The 16,726-nt window shown below is 65.4% G+C and carries 15 protein-coding genes; 7 read left to right on the forward strand and 8 right to left on the reverse strand.

Features of this window, described 5'->3' with window-relative positions; genetic code table 11:
- Positions 1–37: 37 nt before the first annotated feature.
- From NIBR502771_RS08245 to NIBR502771_RS08255, 3 genes are all read left to right on the forward strand, one after another.
- Entirely contained in the window at positions 38–1,846 is a 1,809-nt protein-coding gene (locus NIBR502771_RS08245) for a glycoside hydrolase family 15 protein (RefSeq protein WP_141159326.1), read from the forward strand.
- A gap of 113 nt (positions 1,847–1,959) precedes the next feature.
- Complete coding sequence (locus NIBR502771_RS08250; protein WP_141159327.1) at positions 1,960–2,250, forward strand: ribosomal protein L7/L12; 291 nt, start codon at positions 1,960–1,962, stop codon at positions 2,248–2,250.
- The gene (locus NIBR502771_RS08255; protein ID WP_141159328.1) at positions 2,250–2,963 is read left to right on the forward strand and encodes an HAD family hydrolase; all 714 of its coding nucleotides are present in this window, start codon (positions 2,250–2,252) and stop codon (positions 2,961–2,963) included. The genes NIBR502771_RS08250 and NIBR502771_RS08255 overlap by 1 nt, the downstream gene beginning before the upstream one ends.
- Positions 2,964–2,972: 9 nt before the next feature.
- Here the strand turns inward: NIBR502771_RS08255 and NIBR502771_RS08260 are convergent, their stop codons facing one another.
- Positions 2,973–3,221 carry a hypothetical protein gene (locus NIBR502771_RS08260; RefSeq protein ID WP_141159329.1) on the reverse strand — a complete coding sequence of 83 codons (249 nt, stop codon included), beginning with the start codon at positions 3,219–3,221 and terminating at the stop codon, positions 2,973–2,975.
- A 184-nt stretch (positions 3,222–3,405) separates the two neighbouring features.
- On the opposite strand from NIBR502771_RS08260, the gene NIBR502771_RS08265 reads away from it, so the two are divergent.
- Complete coding sequence (locus NIBR502771_RS08265) at positions 3,406–4,587, forward strand: zinc-dependent alcohol dehydrogenase (protein ID WP_141159330.1); 1,182 nt, start codon at positions 3,406–3,408, stop codon at positions 4,585–4,587.
- Between the two features lie 68 nt (positions 4,588–4,655).
- Here the strand turns inward: NIBR502771_RS08265 and NIBR502771_RS08270 are convergent, their stop codons facing one another.
- Genes NIBR502771_RS08270 through NIBR502771_RS08285 form a run of 4 tightly spaced genes read right to left on the reverse strand, consistent with a single transcriptional unit; the run spans position 4,656 to position 9,840 of the window.
- On the reverse strand, positions 4,656–5,468 hold the full coding sequence (locus NIBR502771_RS08270) for a bifunctional allantoicase/(S)-ureidoglycine aminohydrolase (RefSeq protein WP_141159331.1): 813 nt from the start codon (positions 5,466–5,468) through the stop codon (positions 4,656–4,658).
- Positions 5,469–5,485: 17 nt separating this feature from the next.
- The gene (locus NIBR502771_RS08275; RefSeq protein WP_141159332.1) at positions 5,486–6,760 is read right to left on the reverse strand and encodes an aldolase; all 1,275 of its coding nucleotides are present in this window, start codon (positions 6,758–6,760) and stop codon (positions 5,486–5,488) included.
- A 1-nt stretch (position 6,761) separates the two neighbouring features.
- Positions 6,762–8,360, reverse strand: coding sequence for a malate synthase A (aceB, locus tag NIBR502771_RS08280; RefSeq protein WP_141159333.1), 1,599 nt, complete (start codon positions 8,358–8,360; stop codon positions 6,762–6,764).
- Positions 8,361–8,394: 34 nt separating this feature from the next.
- Positions 8,395–9,840: an NAD-dependent malic enzyme gene (locus NIBR502771_RS08285; RefSeq protein ID WP_141159334.1), complete on the reverse strand. Its 1,446-nt coding sequence runs from the start codon at positions 9,838–9,840 to the stop codon at positions 8,395–8,397.
- Between the two features lie 221 nt (positions 9,841–10,061).
- On the opposite strand from NIBR502771_RS08285, the gene NIBR502771_RS08290 reads away from it, so the two are divergent.
- The gene (locus tag NIBR502771_RS08290) at positions 10,062–10,817 is read left to right on the forward strand and encodes an IclR family transcriptional regulator (protein ID WP_141159335.1); all 756 of its coding nucleotides are present in this window, start codon (positions 10,062–10,064) and stop codon (positions 10,815–10,817) included.
- 83 nt (positions 10,818–10,900) lie between these two features.
- Here the strand turns inward: NIBR502771_RS08290 and NIBR502771_RS08295 are convergent, their stop codons facing one another.
- Both NIBR502771_RS08295 and pucL read right to left on the reverse strand, forming a co-directional pair.
- Entirely contained in the window at positions 10,901–12,433 is a 1,533-nt protein-coding gene (locus NIBR502771_RS08295) for a nucleobase:cation symporter-2 family protein (RefSeq protein WP_141159336.1), read from the reverse strand.
- 157 nt (positions 12,434–12,590) lie between these two features.
- Positions 12,591–13,499: a factor-independent urate hydroxylase gene (gene pucL / locus NIBR502771_RS08300; RefSeq protein WP_141159337.1), complete on the reverse strand. Its 909-nt coding sequence runs from the start codon at positions 13,497–13,499 to the stop codon at positions 12,591–12,593.
- Between the two features lie 347 nt (positions 13,500–13,846).
- Between pucL and NIBR502771_RS08305 the strand changes: the two genes are divergently transcribed.
- Positions 13,847–14,056 (forward strand): hypothetical protein, encoded by a 210-nt coding sequence (locus NIBR502771_RS08305; RefSeq protein WP_141159338.1) that lies wholly within the window; start codon positions 13,847–13,849, stop codon positions 14,054–14,056.
- Positions 14,057–14,174: 118 nt separating this feature from the next.
- On the forward strand, positions 14,175–15,179 hold the full coding sequence (locus tag NIBR502771_RS08310) for a family 16 glycosylhydrolase (RefSeq protein ID WP_141159339.1): 1,005 nt from the start codon (positions 14,175–14,177) through the stop codon (positions 15,177–15,179).
- A 13-nt stretch (positions 15,180–15,192) separates the two neighbouring features.
- Here NIBR502771_RS08310 and ligD read toward each other — a convergent pair whose 3' ends face one another.
- Complete coding sequence (gene ligD / locus NIBR502771_RS08315) at positions 15,193–16,437, reverse strand: non-homologous end-joining DNA ligase (RefSeq protein ID WP_141159340.1); 1,245 nt, start codon at positions 16,435–16,437, stop codon at positions 15,193–15,195.
- Between the last annotated feature and the right edge of the window lie 289 nt (positions 16,438–16,726).

Here is a 16,726-nt window from a genome sequence, read left to right on the forward strand (position 1 = left end):
CCCTTCCGTTCGGAGCTCTGTGTGGCAGGGTGTTGTCATGGCGCGAATTGAAGATTATGCGGTGGTTGGCGACCTTCACACCGGGGCCCTGGTCAGCAAGGAAGGCTCGATCGACTGGCTCTGCCTCCCGCGGTTCGATTCCCCTGCCTGCTTCAATGCGCTGCTGGACACCCCTGACGCGGGACGCTGGCTGCTGGCGCCTGAGGGAGGGGGAACCTGCACGCGCCGCAGCTACCGGGACGGCAGCCTGGTGCTGGACACCGAGTGGGAGACGCCTGACGGAACGGTCCGGGTCACCGACTTCATGCCGCCCAGGGATTCCGTTGCCGACATCGTCCGCATCGTGGAGGGCGTCAGCGGCACCGTCAAGATGCACGGAGAGCTGGTCATGCGGTTCGACTACGGCCATATCGTGCCATGGGTGCGGAAGGACAAGCGGGGGCTGCATGCCATCGCCGGCCCGGATGCCGTCTACCTGGTGACGCCGGCGCCGCTGCATGGCGAAAATATGCGCACGGTCAGCGACTTTACGGTGAGTGCCGGCGAGAAGGTACCGTTCGTGCTGACTTGGGCGCCAAGCCACGTGGGACGTCCGGTCAGCGTTGAGGCCGAGCACGTCCTGGACAGCACTTTCGAATTCTGGCGGGGCTGGTCCTCGCAGTGCACCGTCAAGGGGAAATACCAGGACGCGGTGGTCCGCTCCCTGGTGACGCTCAAGGCACTGACCTACGCACCCACAGGGGGCATCGTCGCGGCCGTCACCACGTCCCTCCCCGAGCAGCCCGGGGGCCAGCGGAACTGGGACTACCGATACTGCTGGCTGCGGGATGCCGCCATGACCCTGCAGGCCCTGCTGGCCGCCGGCTACACCGCGGAGGCTGCCGCCTGGCGGGACTGGCTGCTCCGGGCGGTGGCAGGCGACCCCGCCGACCTGCAGATCATGTACGGGATCCACGGCGAGCGGCGGTTGCCGGAGATGGAACTGCCGTGGCTGAAGGGCTACGAGAACTCCACCCCGGTTCGGATCGGAAATGCCGCGGCGGAGCAGTTCCAGCTGGATGTCTGGGGCGAGGTCCTTGACTGCCTGGCCCTGACCCGGAACTCGCTGCTGAAGCACACGGACGAAGCATGGGATGTGCAGATCGCCCTGATGGAGCACCTGGAAACCATCTGGGACCAGCCGGACAACGGACTCTGGGAGATGCGGGGACCACGCCGGCATTTCACCCACTCCAAGGTCATGGCGTGGGTTGCCGCCGACCGCATGGTGAAGGGCGTGCGTGAATCGGGGCTGCCGGGCCCGGTGGAACGCTGGGAGGCCCTTCGGGACCAGATCCACGCCGACATCATGGCCAATGGTTTCGATGCCCAACGCAACACATTCGTGCAGTCCTATGGCCGCCCGGAACTGGATGCCAGCCTGTTGCTGATTCCCCGCGTGGGATTCCTTCCTCCCGACGACCCCCGGGTAGTGGGCACCATCGAAGCGATCCAACGGGAATTGACCCAGGACGGATTTGTGCTGCGCTACAAGCCGGAAGAGAGTGACGACGGCCTGCCGGGGGATGAAGGGGTCTTCCTGGCCTGCTCGTTCTGGCTGGTGGAGGCGCTGCTGGGGGCGGGGCGCCACGACGAATCGCGCGAACTTTTCGAGCGGCTGCTGGAACTGCGCAACGACGTGGGGCTGCTGAGCGAGGAATGGGCCGTAAAAGCCGGGCGGCAGCTGGGCAATACGCCACAGGCCTTCAGCCACTTTGCGCTTGTGACTAGCGCCCTGGAGCTCCATCAGGATACGGTTCGCCGCAGTGACACTCCCTTTCCGCACGACAATGCGGATACGCGCTGAGGCGGCGCGGAGGGGGCTGGAACTTCTCCTTCGCAGGATAGATAAGTATACTTACTAACACCTCATGGAGTGCTCCCAAGCACAGTGCCGTGATTGACGGAGGAGTGATAGTTATGGCCGGATTTTTTGAACTCGTGGATGCCCCTGACGGTGGTTACCGGATCAGGATGATGGACGGAAGCGGGAACCTGATGGCCATCTCGGTTACCTTCCCCACCAAGCGGGCCGCGGTGGCAGGCGTTGCCATGGCCCGGGAAATTGCCGGTACGGGCCTGATCCGGGACAAGAGCCTGGACGGCGCCGGGTCCGTCATCCGTGAACGCGTGCGGCCCGTCAGTTCACCCAAGGAAGAAGCGGCCAAACTGAAAAAGGCTCCCGGCGCCCGACGGGCGGCGGTGGGCTGATGGCCGAATCCACCACACCCCCTGGCGGCTCCCGCCGGGGGGTCCTGTTTGACGTCGACGGGACGCTGATCGACTCGTCGTACATCCACACCGTCGCCTGGTGGGGTGCGTTCCGCCAGTACGGCCACGACGTCCCCATGGCGGCCATCCATCGGCTCGTGGGCATGGGTGGCGCCCGTTTGGTGGATCAACTCCTGCCGTCCGGCCGCGACCGGGAGGAAGACGAAGACATCATGGCCAGCCACGGCGCACTCTACGCCTCGCACTGGCCAGCGCTGCGCGCCCTGGACGGGGCCAAGGACCTGTTGGGCCGGTGCCATACCGGCGGCGTTGCCGTGGCGCTGGCCTCCTCTGCGCGGCAGCGGGACCTGGAAGTCATGCGCTCCGTACTGGACGCCGACGCCTTCATCGACGCCGCCACCAGCGCCAATGACGCGGAGGAGAGCAAGCCTGCGCCGGATATCCTGGAGGCGGCCCTGAAGGCTGTGGGAGTGGACGCTGCGGACGCCGTTTACGTAGGCGACGCCGTTTGGGACATGAAGGCAGCGGGTGCCCTGGGAATCCCTGCCATTGGGCTCACCTGCGGGGGAATCCATGCGGCGGAACTTCGGGAGGCGGGCGCCGTCGAGGTCTATGACGGGCCGCGCCACCTGCTGCAGAACCTGGGTACCAGTGCCATCGGGCGGCTGCTCCCGCTGGAGCCGCGCTCCTAGATCTCCGGGCTACAGTGGCTGTCCGCCCGGCACGGACCCCTCCTCGCCGGCGATGGCCGGCTTTGTCCAGGACACGATGACCTGGACCGAGCCGTCGTCGTTCCGCTCGATATCGGTGGCGACCTCGGCGGCAGGTGCCCCCATCTCCTCGATGCGCATCCGGTAAGTGCTGACCAGTTCCGCGAGGCTTTCTTCCGTCCATTCGCCCGGACGCATGCGGGTGGAGATCTCGACCGGTTCCGGCTGGTAGAGCGACATGGCGTTCCCTTTCTTTCTTCCCGACTCTCCTACGCTATGGGCACTGGGTGGGGGCCACAACCTTTTAATCAGCATGCTTACTTTTTTCCGTCAAAACAGATAGCGTCGAAGAAAGGGTGCCGGCAGGTGCCCTGCCCGGCCCCAGGGAGACCCCCACGGGCACAGCAGAAGCGAAAGGGAGACTGTGAAAGCACTGACGTGGCAAGGAAAACGATCGGTAAGCGTGGAAGAAGTGCCCGATCCCTTCATCCACGAACCTACGGACGCGATCGTTCGGATCACCTCCACCGCAATCTGCGGCTCCGACCTGCACCTCTATGAGGTCCTGGGCCCCTACATGCACAAGGGCGATGTCATTGGCCATGAACCCATGGGCATCGTGGAGGAAGTGGGCAGCGGCGTCACCAACCTGCGAAAGGGCGACCGCGTGGTGGTTCCGTTCAACATCGCCTGCGGCTCCTGCTACATGTGCACGCAGGGCCTGCAGTCCCAGTGTGAAACCACGCAGGTCAGGGAAAAGGGGTCCGGCGCAGCGCTCTTCGGCTACTCCGAGCTGTACGGGTCCGTCCCGGGTGGCCAGGCAGAGTACCTGCGGGTGCCGCACGCCGACTACGGACCGGTGAAGGTGGGCAGCGAGCTTCCGGACGAGCGCTACCTGTTCCTTTCCGACATCCTCCCCACCGCCTGGCAGGCCGTGGAGTACGCGGACGTCCCGGCGGGAGGCACTCTTGCAGTGTTCGGCCTGGGGCCGGTAGGCCAGTTCGCGGGCCGCATCGGCGTCCACCGCGGTTTCCGGGTGATTGGCATCGACCCGGTTGCTGAACGGCGGGAGATGGCGGCGCGGCACGGCGTGGAAACGCTGGATTACAGCAAGGCCATCGGGGACGAACTCCGGGAGATGACCGGTGGGCGCGGCCCCGACGCGGTAGTTGACGCCGTCGGCATGGAAGCCCATGGTTCCCCGGTGGCAGGGTTCGCCCACCAGGCGCTGGGCCTCCTGCCGGACAAGCTGGCCCAGAAGGCGATGGAGACCGGCGGCGTGGACCGGCTGGCAGCGCTGCACGCTTCCGTTGACGCGGTGCGACGCGGCGGCACCTTGTCCCTGAGCGGGGTGTACGGCGGTACGGCCAGCCCGATGCCGCTGCTCACCATGTTCGACAAGCAACTCCAGGTGCGCATGGGGCAGTGCAACGTGCGGCGCTGGACCGATGACATCCTTCCCCTCGTGGAGGACGACGCCGACCCGCTGGGCGTCATGGACCTGGTCACCCACCGGTCCAACCTCGACGGTGCGCCCGCCCTGTACGAGAAGTTCCAGAAGAAGGAAGACGGCTGCATCAAGGTGGTCCTGAACCCCGCCGCCTGACCAAAAGCACAACAGAGGCCGTTATGGATTCCCATAACGGCCTCTGTGCTGTTGTAGGCGGAAAGCGCCTAGGTGAGCTTCACCTGGCGGTTCATGTCCTTGTAGAGCAGGTAGCGGAACTCGCCCGGGCCGCCCGCGTAGCAGGCCTGCGGGCAGAAGGCCCGCAGCCACATGAAGTCACCGGCCTCCACCTCCACCCAGTCGTTGTTCAGCAGGTACATGGCCTTGCCCTCCAGGACGTACAGGCCGTGCTCCATGACGTGGGTTTCCGGGAACGGGATGACGCCGCCGGGCTGGAACGTCACGATGTTCACCTGCATGTCGTGGGCCAGGTCATTAGAGTCCGTGAACCGCGTGGTCTTCCACACGTCGTTGGTGTCCGGCATGGACGTGGGCTCGATGTCCTTTTCGTTCGTGACGAAGGACTTGGCCTCGTACCCCTCCAGCCGCTCGTAGGCCTTGCGGATCCAGTGGAAGGACACCACGTCGTCAGAGACGTTTTCCAGGCCCCATTCCGAACCCGCAGCGAGGTAGGCGTAGCCGCCTTCCTCCAGCGGGTGCAGTTCACCGTCGAGGGTGAGGTTGACCTTGCCGCGGGTGACGAAGATGACGCCTTCGACGCCGGCCTCGAATTCGGCCTTCGGGGCTCCTCCGCCCGGGCCGATTTCCACGATCAGCTGGGAGAAGGTGGTGGCGAAGCCGGAGATGGGGCGGGCGATGATCCAGGACCGGGTGTTTGAAAAGCCCGGCAGGTTGGACGTGACGATGTCCGTCATCACACCTTTCGGGATCACCGTGTACGCCTCGGTGACGATGGCGCGCTCCGTGGTCAGGTGGGTCTGCGGCGGGAGTCCGCCGGTGGGGGAGTAGTACTTGCCCATTGAAAGGGATCCTTTGGCTAGGAATTGGAGGTGGTGGCGAGCCGCGGGTGGGCCAGGGCGGTGAGTTGGGGAAGTCCGACGCCGGCAAGCGCCTGGACTTCCTCGGCGCCGACTGCCCCGCACTGGACGCCGCGCAGGACGAATGCGGCCAGGGCCCGGGCGGTGGCGGGTTCGTCCAGGACGCCGCCTTCGGTCCGCTCCACATAGTTGCGCAGGCGGGCAGCGGCAGCTGGCAGGCCTTCGCGGTAGAACGCATAGGTGGCGGCGAACCGGCTGGGCAGCTGGGCCGGGTGCAGGTCCCAGCCCTGGTAGTAGCCGCGTTCCAGCGACCTTCGGACCAGGCGCCCATGCAGCTGCCAGGCGTTCTCCACGTTGTCGCCCACCGGGATGATGTTGGTGGAGCCGTCGGAAAGCCGGATGCCGGTGCCTGCCACGGCCAGCTGCATGACCTCCTTGGCGAAGTCCGCCACCGGATGCTCCATGGACTGGTACTCCGCGGAGATCTGCAGCGAAGCCGAGTAGTCGTAGGTGCCGTAGTGCAGCCCGCTGATCCGCCCGGGCACGGCATGCGGCAGTTGCGCCACCGGAGAGGTTCCTTCCGGGCCGAGGATCAGCTGCGGCGTCTCCACCTGGACCTCGAACCGCAGCCGTCCCGCAGGAAGGCTATGGACGTCCTCGAGCCGGGAGACCGCATAGTCCATGGCCTGAACCTGCGCCACGGTGGTGACCTTGGGGAGGGTCAGGACCAGGCCCTCCGGCAATTCGCCGGCCGCGGCCAGGCCGGAGACGAACAGGTCGAGGGTCCGCAGGCCGCGGGCCCGGGTGGGAGCCTCGAAGCACTTGAAGCGGATGCCGATGAACGGGGGAGCGGAGCCGGCAGCGGCGGCCTGCGCCACCGCGGACGCCGCGGCAACCGCGGTGGCGTCCTCGGCGTCGTCGCCCCTGTCCCCGAAGCCGTCCTCGAAGTCGAGGCGCAGGTCCTCGATCGGTTCCGTCCGGAGTTTTGCCTGGACCCGGCCCGCCACGGCTTCGGCGAGCCCGGCGTCCTGGCCCAAGAGCCGGCCCAGTGTTTCCAGGCCGCCGTGGGCTTCCGCCGTCGCGATCGCCTGGGCGCCCCAGTCGGCCGCGAGCGACGGCGTGAACCGGTCCGCGGGCACGTACACCGTGTGCACGGGCTGGCGGGAGCCGTCGTCGCCCGGGTAGTTCTGTTCCAGCAGCCGGTCGGTGGCAGCAAGCTGCCCGTCAATGTGCGCGAAGTCCGCGGCTGAAAGGGAGGATTTTGGTGCTGCCATCTCAACCCACCAATTCGTAGGCAGGCGTGGTGAGGAAGTCGGTGTAATCGTCCGAGAGGCAGATGTCAGCGATGAGCTCGCTGGCCGGCTGGTAATAGCGGCGGAAGGCTTCGTCGCCGAATTCGGTGCGGAGCCGTTCCGTTTCCTCGCCAAGGATCCGTTCCACCAGTTCCCGGGTGACGGTGTTGCCCGTGTCCGCGAGGATGGACTTGTTGCGGATCTGCTGCCATACCTGGGAACGGGAGATCTCCGCGGTGGCAGCATCCTCCATCAGGTTGTGGATGGCCACGGCGCCGTTACCGGACAGCCACACCGCCGTGTAGGCGACGGCTACGTAGAGGTTCAGGCGCAGGCCGGCCTCGGTGACCTGGCCCCCGGCGGACTGGACGTCCAGCAGCTGCTCCGCGGTAACTGAAACCTCGGGGCGCTGCTTGTCCACCTGGTTGGGCTTGTCACCCAGGACGGAGTCGAAGACTTCGCGGCAGGTGGGGACCAGGTCCGGGTGGGCAACCCAGGAACCGTCGAAGCCGTCGTTGGCCTCGCGGGTCTTGTCCGCGCGGACCTTTTCAAACGCCGCTTCGGTGACCTCGGGGTGGCGGCGGTTGGGGATGACCGCGGCCATGCCGCCCATGGCAAAGGCGCCGCGCCGGTGGCAGGTCTTGACCAGGAGTTCGGTGTAGGCGCGCATGAAGGGGGCGGTCATCGCCACGGAGGCGCGGTCCGGCAGGACGAACTCCTCACCGGCATCGCGGAAGTACTTGATGATGCTGAACAGGTAGTCCCAGCGGCCGGCGTTCAGGCCGGAGGCGTGGTCCCGCAGTTCGTACAGGATCTCGTCCATCTCGAAGGCGGCCGGGATGGTCTCGATCAGCACCGTGGCGCGGATGGTGCCCTGGTTCAGGCCGAGGAAGTCCTGCGCGAACACGAACACGTTGTTCCAGAGCCGCGCTTCGAGGTGGCTCTCCATCTTGGGCAGGTAGTAGTACGGCCCCTGCCCGTTGAGGACCAGCTGCTTGGCGATGTGGAAGAAGTGCAGGCCAAAGTCCACCAGCGCACCCACCGCGGGTTCACCGTTCACCAGCAGGTGCTTCTCCTGCATGTGCCAGCCGCGGGGCCGGGCCACCACGACGGCGAGCGGCGCGTCGGTGCGGAGCCGGTACTCCTTGCCTTCCTCCGAGGTGTAGCTGAGCGTGCCCTGGGCGGCGTCGCGGAGGTTGAGGATGGCATCGATGACATTGGCCCAGGTGGGCGTGCTGGCGTCCTCGAGGTCCGCCAGCCACACCTTGGCGCCGGAGTTCAGGGCGTTGATGGCCATCTTGGCCGGCGAGGCGGGGCCGGTCATTTCCACCCGGCGGTCCTGCAAAGCTGCCGGTGCCGGCGCAACCTTCCAGTCGCCGTCGCGCACGTCCTGCGTCTCCGGCAGGAAGTCGAGCTTGCCCGTTTCCGCCACCCGCTGCCGCTTGACGGCACGGGCTGCCAGGAGCTCGTTGCGGGTGCCGGCGAACCGGTTGTGGAGTTCCTCCACGAAGGCCAGTGCCTTGGGGGTGAGGATCTCCTCTGCGCGGTCGATCGGCCGGGGATCTGTGACGGTGATGGCCATTTCTGGTCCTTTCCTTAGGCTGGAAGTCGGGCGGTCAGGCGGAGGCCAGTGCTGGCTCCGCGGCGGAATCGGCCGGTCCGGCAGCCGTTGCCACGTTTGAGGCGTGAGCCGCGGCCGCGACGGCTGCCGCGACGTTGGCGGTCACGTGCGGGTCGAAGATGCTGGGGATGATGTAGCTGGCATTGAGCTCATTATCATTCACCCGGTTGGCGATTGCTTCCGCGGCGGCCACGAGCATTTCCGGGGTGATGTCGCTTGCCCCCACGTCGAGGAGTCCGCGGAAAAGGCCGGGGAAGGCCAGGACGTTGTTGATCTGGTTGGGGAAGTCGCTGCGGCCGGTGGCCACGACGGCGGCGTGCCGGGATGCGACGGCGGGGTCCACCTCGGGGGTGGGGTTGGCCATGGCGAAGACGATGGCGTCCTTTGCCATGGAGGCGATGTGTTCCTCCTCCAGGATGTTCGGGGCGGAGACGCCGATGAAGACATCAGCACCCACCAAGGCCTGGTGCAGGGTGCCGGCGAACCCTTCCTGGTTGGTGTTTTCCGCGATCCAGGTGCGGTGCGGATCGTTGTACGCCTCACCCTTGTGGATGGCGCCGGAGCGGCCCGCGGCCACAATGTGCCGGGCGCCCTGGGCCTTGAGCAGCTGGATGATGGCAGAGCCGGCGGCGCCGACCCCGGACACCACGATCCTCACGTCCGCGATCTTCTTGTCCACCACGCGCAGGGCGTTGACCAAGGCAGCGAGGGTCACGATGGCCGTGCCGTGCTGGTCGTCGTGGAAGACCGGGATGTCCAGTTCCTCGCGCAGGCGGGCCTCGATCTCGAAGCAGCGGGGGGCGGCGATGTCCTCGAGGTTCACGCCGCCGAACACGGGGGCCAGGAGCTTGACGGTGCGGATGATTTCCTCGGTGTCCTGGGTGTCCAGGCAGACCGGCCACGCGTCCACGTTGGCGAACTGCTTGAACAGGGCGGCCTTGCCTTCCATGACCGGGAGGGCGGCGGCGGGGCCGATGTTGCCCAGTCCCAGAACTGCGGAGCCGTCGGTGACGACGGCGACGGTGTTGCGCTTGACGGTCAGGTTGCGGGCGGCGGCGGGGTCCTCCGCGATTGCCAGGCACACCCGGGCGACGCCGGGGGTGTAGGCGCGGGAGAGATCGTCGCGGTTGCGCAGGGGGACCTTTGGGACCACCTCGAGCTTGCCGCCGAGGTGCATCAGGAAGGTGCGGTCCGAGACGTGCTGGACCGTGACGCCGTCGAGCGCGTTGAGTGCGTCCTTGACCCGCGCTGCGTGGGCGTCGTCGGTGGTGTTGCAGGTGACGTCGACCACCAGGGTTTCGTGGTGGGACGCGGTGACATCAAGGGCGGTGATGGCGGCGCCGGCAGCTCCGACGGCCGCGGCGAGCTCGCTGGTGGCGCTGAAGCTCGAGGGTGCTTCCACGCGCAGGGTGATCGAATTTCCGGGGCTGGGGTTCGCCATTGAATGTCCTCCTGTTAGGCCTTGTCCGGCTTCTGCTCTCATCCGAATGTTTTCGTATTATGGATATTATTATCTACTTTATGGAAATACAAGCCCTCCGAATACGACCGCAAAGACCGCGTCGCGGCTGGTACCGCCGTGCTGTATCTTGGGTTTCCTAAGCAATTCTTTTCACGATGCGGATAAGAATTGTCGGATTCCGAGCCACAGGAGACAACGGAATGGCAGAGAAAGCCTCTGGTGGGGTGCAGTCGGTAGAGCGTGTCTTCGAACTGCTGGAGCTCATCACCGATGCCGGCGGCGACGTGACGCTCAGCGAGCTCTCGTCCTCCACGGACCTCCCGCTGCCCACCATCCACCGCCTGCTGCGCACCCTGGTCTCGCTCGGCTACATCCGCCAGCTGCCCAACCGGCGCTACGCCCTTGGCCCCCGCCTCATCCGTTTGGGCGAGGGCGCCAACAAGCAGCTCGGTGCCCTGGCGCAGCCCCAGCTTAAGATCCTCGTTGACCGGCTGGGGGAGACCTCCAACATGGCTGTCCTGGACTCGGACATGGTGATCTACGTGGCCCAGGTGCCCTCGCTGCACTCCATGCGCATGTTCACGGAGGTGGGACGGCGCGCCCACACCCACGCCACCGGCGTGGGCAAGGCCATCCTGGCCCAGCTCGACGACGACACCGTGCGGGGCATCGTTGCCCGCGCCGGGATGCCCACCCCCACTGCGAAGAGCATCGGCGACGTGGAGGAACTCCTGGCCGACCTCAAGCTCATCCGTGAGCGGGGGTACTCCATCGACGAGGAAGAGCAGGAACTCGGCGTCCGCTGCTTCGCCATGGCGGTCCCCAACGCTCCGACACCTACCGCGATTTCCGTTTCCGGGCCGGTGTCCCGGGTGGACGGGAACTTCGCCGACAAGGCCGTGCCCATCCTCCGGGAAGCGGCCGAGGCCATCTCCCGCGAGCTTAACCGCACCTAAGGCTCCCTCTTCACTGACAACCACGACGGCGGCCCGCACCTTTCGCGAAAGGTGCGGGCCGCCGTCGTCCAACCCGGGGAAGGTCAGTGCTCTGACGCCTTTTCGGATGACTCAATGGCGACTTCCTTGCCGTCGCAGTCAATGAGCTTGCCGTTTTCGAACCGGTCGCCTTCCGCCAGGCACTTGAGGTCCTCCTCGCGGACCACCCGGCCGGTGCCGGCAACAAATACCGACTGGTTCTCCGAGTTGCCGGCCTTCAGGTGGTTGAAGAGCAGGTTCAGCAGGATGGCCATGACGGCGGCCGAGCTGATGCCGGAGTGGAAGATGGTGCTCACCCAGGCGGGGAACTGGTTGTAGAAGGTAGGTGCCGCAATGGGAAGCATGCCGAACCCGATGGAGGTGGCCACGATGATCAGGTTCATGTTGTTCCGGTACTCCACCTTGGCGAGAGTGCGGATGCCGCTCGCGGCCACGGTCCCGAAGAGGACAATCCCGGCGCCACCCAGGACAGCGGTGGGCACGGCCGCCACCACCCGGCCCATGACCGGAAGCAGCCCCAGCAGCACCAGGATGACGCCGCCCGCGGCAACCACATAGCGGCTCTTAATCTTGGTGACGGCCACCAGGCCCACGTTCTGGGCGAAGGCGCTCTGGGTGAACGAACCAAAGATTGGGGCAATCAGGCTGGATCCCATGTCCGCCCGCAGTCCGGCCGCGATGCGCTTGGAGTCGGTGCGGGTGCCAACGATCTCGCCAACTGCAAGGATGTCCGCCATGGTTTCGGTGAGGATGACCAGGACCACGATCAGCATGGAAATGATGGCGGCAATGTCGAACGTCGGCGTGCCCAGCAGGAACGGGGTGGGGAAAGCGGCAATGGGACCGTTGCCCACCTTGGAGAAATCGGCCATCCCGGTTGCTGCCGCGATCAGGGTTCCCGCCACCATGGCCAGCAGGATGGACAGGCGGGAAATGGTGGCGCTGCCCACCTTGCTCAGGACCAGGACCAGGACCAGGGTGACGGCCGCCAGTCCGATGTTGGCCATGCTGCCGTAGTTCTCCGCCTTGCTGTTCCCGCCCATGGCCCAGTTTGCTGCCACCGGCATGAGGGTCAGCCCAATGGTGGTGATCACCGTGCCCGTTACCACCGGGGGGAAGAACCGGACGATCTTGGAGAAGACCGGTGCGATCAGCAGGCCAACCGCGGCGGAAACCATCACGGCCCCAAACACGGCAGGCAGTCCGCCTCCGTTGGTCACAATCGCGACCATGGTGGCCACGCTGGCGAAGGAGACACCCTGGACCAGCGGGAGTTGGGATCCGAAGAAGGGGATTCCGACGGTCTGCAGCAGGGTGGCGAGGCCGCCCATGAAGAGGGCTGCCGCAATCAGGACGCCGGTGTCGGAGGACGACAGGCCTGCTGCCTGGCCCACGATCAGCGGGACGGCGATGATGCCGCCGTACATGGTCAGCACGTGCTGGAACCCGTAGGCAAAGCTGCTGCCTATTGACAGCCGTTCGTCTTCGGGGCGTCCCGCTGCGGGGCGCTTGGTCCGTTTCTTGGAGTCGCCGGCGGTCTTGTTCGTACCGGGGGACGGGGCGTTCTTGATGTTCATGGCAGACTTTCCTGGTTCATGGCAGACGTCTTCGTCTGGCTAACTTTGTCTGGCTAACGTCGAAGTTTTAGGGGTGCTGCGGTTTTGCGGAACTGCGGGTTGCGGATGGCCGGGCCGCCGAAACCTCGGTCGCGGCGGCCCGGCCACCCGCACTGGCTCAGCAGAAGCCGGCGATGCCCGTCCATGCGTTCTCGGCGGGAACGGCGTCTTCGCGCAGGACCGTGGCCTCGATCAGGCCGTAGGGACGATCCGCCGCGAAGAAGACCTCGTTGGGGTTGTCCAGGCCGAACGGTGAGAGGTCCACAAGGAAGTGGTGCTTGTTAGGCATGGAGAACTTGATTTCGTCGATTTCGGGGTGGGCCTCGAGGACCTTGGTTCCCATGTCGAACAGTGTCTGCTGCAGGGCGTGTGAGTAGTTTTCGGTGAAGCCTTCGAGCAGCAGGCTCTTCACGTCGTCGTAGTTCTTGTTGAAATCAAACGACGTGAAGTCGGTGCCGGCCTTGTACCGCCAGCGGGCGGAGACGTCGGTGGCGAGGATCCGGTCGGTGGTTTCCGCCAGGGTGGTGTACTTGTCCTTGGGGTAGCCGACGAAGCCGGACTGGGTGGACTTCAGGACAGTCAGGTCCTTCAGTCCGGAGATAAGGTGCTCGGCAGCGCCGTCGCGGACCAGCACTGCCGTGCGGACTTCCTGGCCGTTGCGGACGAACGAGTGGTCGTGTTCGCTGCCATGGGCCTGGATCCGGTTCCAGCTGTAGGACTCTGCTTCCCAGCGGCCGCCATCAACCCAGCTGAAGCTCGAGGTGAAGTGCTCGCCAAGGCGAAGCAGGAAAGCTTCCGGGGAACCGATGCCCTCGCGGGCGAATGCGTAGACCGTGTTCTTCTGGGTGTCGGTGGGCACAACATGGCTGTTGTCGCCCTCCAGGTGGGCGGCCTCGAAGTCGCCGCGCAGCTGCGAGGTGACGTTGAGGTCTTCAATCTGATGGCGGTCCGTGTCGCGGGTGATCTTGACGACCCGGACCTCGGCCTTGCCGAACTGGTTGCTGCCGAGAATGATCTTGCTGCTCATGGTCTTTTCCCAACTTCCGGTAAGTGGAACCTAGGTTCCATCACTGAAATTAAGCGCGCGTTTCATGCGCGTTTCCGATGGAGCCGACCCAACAAAAAAGAGCCGGCATCCGTTGATGCCAGCTCATTACGACCCTGCCTGCTGCTCCCAGGTTACGTGACGTGCGCCACGAGTTGCATAACAGCGTACCCCGGCTGCGCGGTGGTGTACATCACAGAATGAAAATTCCATTTGTGACCGGCGGGCTGCCTGCGCTCCCGCCGCTTCCTATTGACGGGATGGGATGGCCATCCTAATATTTTCATAAAGCAAAAACTAATTTCCACAGTACGAAAAGAGGGGGTTCGATGTACCAGCAGGAAAACCAGCCCACGCCCGCAGCGCCGTCCGCAGGAGTGGCTGCACAGGAGTTCTACCTCCCGCTCGGCGGCGGGGTGGACCCCGACCTCTATCTGCCCGAGGACCGCCTGCGCCTCACGGGCCGCCTGTCCAGGTGGGTGCAGTCATTGCGTACTCCGCCGGTGGAAGCGCGTAAAGCAGTCCCTAAACCTGAGTAGCCCCTACTCGGGGCTTAAGGGGGGAAGTCTCCTACCCTTGCTCGATAGGTAGCCGACCGTGGGCCTCGGGTTTCGTCCATTGGTGGCCATCGCCATTACGTGCGGGGGAAGGACAGCGATGCCACGAACAAGAGCCCGCCTGCTGCAGGTCCTGTGCGGTGTGCTGGTTGTCGCGGGGCTGTCCGGGAGCGCTGTCAGGCTCCAGGAGCCGGTCCAGGCCGCTTTGCCTGGGCTGGAGTCCTCCGTCTCCGGTGCTGATCCAACACCAGGGCCTGCGCTTTCGGACTCCACGGGCGGCCCAGCGGCGGCGGCTGAACAGCCAGCGAACGCGGCCGGCCCTGATGCAACCGGCGCCCAAGCCTCGGGACCGGCGGAATCAACTACATCCAACGATTCCACGACAGACGGCCCCGTCAGCGAAGCCTTGGGCAAGGGCGTGCCCGTGGTGGCGAGCAAGGAAGCAGGTCCGGTGGGCCCTCCCGGGCCGTGGCGGTTGGTGTTGGATGAGGAATTCAATTCTCTGAACACCTCCCTATGGACTCCGTACTGGTTCCGTGATTGTCATCCGGGCTCAAGGAAGAACAAGGTCAAGACCTGTTCTAGCAACGTCAAAGTGGAAAACGGAAACGCCGTCCTCCAGCTCTCCGACGCCGACTCCGGCGCGTTGCTCTCCAGCAACCCAAAGGACGGCGTTCCGGGGCACATGGGTTTCCAGTACAGCACGGGCTATGTGGAAGCTCGCATCTATTTCCCGGGAACCTGCGCCAGCGGTGTCTATAACTGGCCCGCCTGGTGGACTACCGGCCAGAAGTTCCCCGCTACCGGGGAGATAGACATCGCTGAACCCCTTGAGGGCACCATGACCACTGTGTATCATTCGCCTGGCAGCGATCCCGCTAAATACTTCATCGGGTGCTGGGCCGGGGCCTACCACACCTACGGAGTGAATCGGAAGCCGGGCGTCAACGACGTCTACTTCGACGGAAAGCTTGAGTACTCATATGCCACCAATGATGGAAACGCGCCGCACTACCTGCTTTTGAATGTCGGAATCTGGTCAGACAAGAAGACTCTGGGGGAAGCGGGGGCCGTCAGCGTGGATTGGGTGCGCGCCTGGCAGTGAGCGGGCCCGCTGCTCAGGAACCGGTGCGCCCCGGCCACTGCTTTCCGGCCCAGGGGTCGTAGTCCGCGATGAGCTCCTCCTGCGGCGGCCGGTCGGCCTCGGGGACATGCTGCAGGTTCACCCGCACCCGGTACCAGAGCGAGCTTGAACCACGCATCCCGTCCACCAGGACGTCGGCCGGCTGCAGGGAATCGACGACGGCGGCATGCCGGGCCTTCCATTCGTCGAGCGCCGCCAGCGCTTCGGGCTTTGTCTTGGTCCGGGCCACTTCGATGAGGGGCATCAGCGACTGCCGGCGGCCGGATCCGTTGCCGCTGCGCGGAGCCTTTTCCGCCGGCCCCAGTTCCTTTGCCAGGGCAAGGAGCCCGTCCAGTGACCCCACCGCGCCGTCGATGCCGGCGTGCGGGTCGCCGATTCCTGCATACCGCTCCATCACCGTGGCGACAGTGAACTGTCCAGGCCGGGCGGTGCGCATTTCCTCCCAGGTCAGCGGAGTGGACACCCGGGCGTCCGGCAGGGGCCTGACCGAGTAGGCGGACGCGACCGTGCGGTCCTTGGCGTTCTGGTTGAAGTCCACGAACACGCTCTCGCCGCGTTCCTCTTTCCACCACCGTGCCGTTGCCAGGCCGGGGGCGCGGTTCTCCACCTCCCTCGCGAGGGTCTCCGCGGCCAGCCGGACGTCCCGGTACGACCACTCAGGCGCGATGCGGACCAGGATGTGCAGGCCGCGGGACCCGCTGGTCTTGGGCCATCCCACCAGTCCCGCATCGGCAAGGACCTCCTGCGCCACATAGGCGACGTCGACGATTTGCGTCCAGTCCACACCAGGCATGGGATCAAGGTCCACCCGCAACTCGTCCGGGTGTTCAAGGTCTTCTGCCCGCACCGGGTGGGGGTTCAGGTCAAGGCAGCCGAGATTAACCACCCAGGCAAGTCCTGCCGCATCCCTGATCACCGCTTCCTCGGCCGAAGTCCCTGATGCGTAATGCAGGGTAGTGGTATCGATGAAGGGAGGGTGGTTTTCCGGCACGCGCTTCTGGAAGAACGGTTCTGCATCAATGCCCTTGGGGAACCTCTTGAGCACCATGGGGCGGCCGCTGGCGCCGCGCAGTGCTCCCTCCGAAACCGCGAGGTAGTACCGCACCAGGTCGAGCTTGGTCAGGCCGGCATCCGGGAATACCACCTTGTCCGGACTCGAGATCCGGACTTCGTTGCCTTCAATGTCCAGGACCTCAGCCGGCGTCTTTGACGGAGTCATGCCGTCACGCTAGCAGTTGGCCTTTTGCGCGTCAGCCCTGCAGGGCCGGGGGCGGCCGGCGAGAAGGGGCGTTCCGTGAAGCCGTGGAAACATGGATTTCACATCGCGAAATAAATTTTCCAGAAAACTATGGCGTGGCCCACAATCCGGTGCTAATCTCGATTCTGCCAAAGGCGGGCACCCAAACCCGGGAAGCTATCTACCAGGCGCAACTTAACCTTCACAGCACATGCTGAAGCCTGGTAACCGTTCGCACCTGGTTTTACTGGTCCTGCGCGGCAACAGGCTT

It is taken from the genome of Pseudarthrobacter sp. NIBRBAC000502771, from assembly GCF_006517215.1.
Taxonomy (GTDB): Bacteria; Actinomycetota; Actinomycetes; order Actinomycetales; family Micrococcaceae; genus Arthrobacter; species Arthrobacter niigatensis.